The organism is Mesorhizobium sp. M7A.F.Ca.US.005.03.2.1 (assembly GCF_003997795.1).
GTDB classification, from domain to species: domain Bacteria; phylum Pseudomonadota; class Alphaproteobacteria; order Rhizobiales; family Rhizobiaceae; genus Mesorhizobium; species Mesorhizobium ciceri.
The window spans coordinates 1-410 of sequence record NZ_RZRP01001638.1; the positions used below are offsets into that span (position 1 = coordinate 1).

At 64.9% G+C, this 410-nt stretch carries 1 protein-coding gene; it reads right to left on the minus strand.

Translation table 11 applies throughout. The features are described 5' to 3' along the window. Positions 1-410: OmpA family protein (locus EN991_RS39570; RefSeq protein ID WP_164769832.1), on the minus strand; the 410-nt coding region annotated here is incomplete at both ends.

A 410-nucleotide genomic window follows, 5' to 3' on the forward strand; every position in this document is an offset into this window, starting at 1 on the left:
GTTGACGAGCTTAGTGGCGGAAAACTCGATCCGCCGATTGAGCGCCTTGTTCTTCGGCGTGTCGTTGTCAGCAACCGGGCGCTCCTCGCCATAGCCAGTCGCCGCGATCTGGGTGCGCGGAATGCCAGCGGCAACTATGGCGTCGGCAACCGCCTGGGCCCTTCGCTCCGACAGGCGCTTGTTCTCGATGGGCGACCCGTCGGAATCGGTGTGTCCAGAAACCTCGACCTTCAGGCCCGGGCACTTGCCCACGACGCCGACGACCTCAGCAAGCAGCGGCCGGCTTTGGCTATCGAGCCGCGCGCTCGCCGTTCTAAAGTAGATGGCTCCGGTGCGCGACAGCACCGCGAACCTGTTGAGGCACTCCTCGTCGCTGAAGCTGGTCTTCGCCGCATCGGTGGTGACAGGCC